This window comes from Acetobacter pomorum (assembly GCF_002738225.1).
Taxonomy (GTDB): domain Bacteria; phylum Pseudomonadota; class Alphaproteobacteria; order Acetobacterales; family Acetobacteraceae; genus Acetobacter; species Acetobacter pomorum.
On sequence record NZ_PEBQ01000024.1, the window covers coordinates 1 to 1,864 of the forward strand.

General features: G+C 57.5%; 2 protein-coding genes and 1 pseudogene. 1 reads left to right on the forward strand and 2 read right to left on the reverse strand.

Going from position 1 to position 1,864, the window contains the following annotated elements; all coding sequences use genetic code 11:
• Nucleotides 1-74: 74 nt before the first annotated feature.
• Both CSR02_RS02070 and CSR02_RS02075 read right to left on the reverse strand, forming a co-directional pair.
• Nucleotides 75-362 (reverse strand): annotated as a pseudogene (locus tag CSR02_RS02070) (DUF4158 domain-containing protein); the annotation flags it as partial.
• Between the two features lie 3 nt (nucleotides 363-365).
• Entirely contained in the window at nucleotides 366-770 is a 405-nt protein-coding gene (locus CSR02_RS02075; protein WP_099540399.1) for a recombinase family protein, read from the reverse strand.
• Between the two features lie 49 nt (nucleotides 771-819).
• Here CSR02_RS02075 and CSR02_RS02085 point away from each other — a divergent pair, with 49 nt between their 5' ends.
• Nucleotides 820-1,851 (forward strand): IS110 family RNA-guided transposase, encoded by a 1,032-nt coding sequence (locus CSR02_RS02085; RefSeq protein ID WP_010511145.1) that lies wholly within the window; start codon nucleotides 820-822, stop codon nucleotides 1,849-1,851.
• The last annotated feature ends 13 nt before the right edge of the window (nucleotides 1,852-1,864 follow it).

A 1,864-nucleotide genomic window follows, 5' to 3' on the forward strand; every position in this document is an offset into this window, starting at 1 on the left:
TCGATTTATTGCTCATGAATTCTTCTTACCTCACGGGTCTTTCTGTCTCCACAAAACCCGGGGCAATTCAGCCCACGCACGGCATAGTCGGCGAGCGCGTCCGGCTCGATCCCGAGTTGATCCCCTATGAAGGCGAGCGGGATCTGAGGGATCAGCTCCCCCGGCCGGAGCAGCCGCCCCGGGTAGCGCAGCGCGCAAAGCTGGATAGCAAAGCCCAACCGATTGTGCGCCCTTCTCCGACTGACAATGACACGCAGGTCATCGGGAGTGAGCGTCCAGTAGCGCACCAGGTCGGCCTCGTTTTCGGGCAGGGCAAGCAGCAACAGGCGCTGCGTCTCGGTCAGAACGGAACGGCGCGGCATCTGTCAGGTTCTGCCGGGAGGCGTCCAGCCAATCCGCGCCAGCGTGTCGATCAGCGTCGAGCGCGGTACACCGAAGTTGCGGCATATAGCCGCTTTGCTGGCGCCGCCTTCGAGGGCGACGGTAATCGCCGCGATCTTCTCCGCGTCGATCGCGGGCGGCCTACCGCCGCGCCGACCCCGGCGCCTGGCGGCCGCCAGCCCCGCCATGACCCGTTCGCGCGTCAAGGCGCGTTCGTATTGGGCGAGTGCGCCGAACATCGAGAACAGCAACTCGCCTTGCGCGGTTGCCGTATCCATATGTTCGGTCAAGGATCGGAAAGCGATGCCACGCTCCCGAAAATCTCCGATAATATCGAGAAGATGCGATAGAGAACGGCCCAGATGGGGTGGACGGCCTCCCTGCGGCATCAATGTGCCATGATGGAGGTTCACTGACCATCAGGAGGAGACCGCCCGTATGAAAGCTAGCATAATTGGCCTTGATATTGCCAAATCCGTTTTTCAGGCTCATGGGGCTGACGCAATTGGAAAGTGCGTTTTCAAGCGCAAGCTTGGTCGCAGTGAAGTTTCAGCATTTTTTGCAAAACTTGACCCATGTGAAGTTGTTCTGGAAGCCTGCGGGTCAGCTCATTACTGGGCACGGGTGATCAGCAGGATTGGTCATGATGTCAGACTGGTTCCTCCTGATCGGGTCAAATCATTTGTCAAAAAAGGCAAGAAAAATGACGCTGTTGATGCGGCTGCGATCTGCATGGCGGCGACTCATCCTGATACGATGTGTGTTCCGATCAAGAGCGAAGAGCAGCAAGGTGTCTTGTCACTGCATTCTGCCCGCGCTCTTCTGGTCAAACAGCAGACCATGCTGAGTAATGCGTTACGGGCTCTTGCTTCCGAGTTCGGGCTGATAGCCCCTCTGGGCACACGCCATCTGCCAGAACTGATGGCAAAAATAGAGACATCAGCCGACCTGCCTGCTGCCATGAAGCAGAGTGCCATGTTGTTATTTGAGCATTATGAAAAGGTCGCTCAGAGCATTGATGCTTTGGAAGTGCAGATCCGGGCGCGTGCAAAAAGCGATGACGATGCGCGTCGGTTGATGACCATCCCTGGGGTCGGTCCCATAACGGCTTCTCTGATTGTCGCCTCGGTCGCGGATATTGGCTCTTTCGCCTCTGCGCGCCATTTTGCCGCCTGGCTGGGGCTTGTGCCTCGTCAGCATTCTACCGGCGGTAAAACCCGTCTGGGAAGGATTACCAAAACGGGCAATCGGCAGATAAGAACGTTGCTGGTTCTTGGTGCGACGGCCATGCTTCATCGTGCCCATAAGTGGGATAGCGCTGCGGGTCAGTGGCTATGCGAACTCATGGCGCGTCGTCCAAGGCGTCTGGCAACAGTTGCACTTGCCAATAAAATGGCTCGTATCATCTGGGCGTTGTTGTCACGTAAAGAGATCTATCGTCCGGCTGGTGTCAGTGTTTCAGCAGGCTGACCTGCACCAGCAG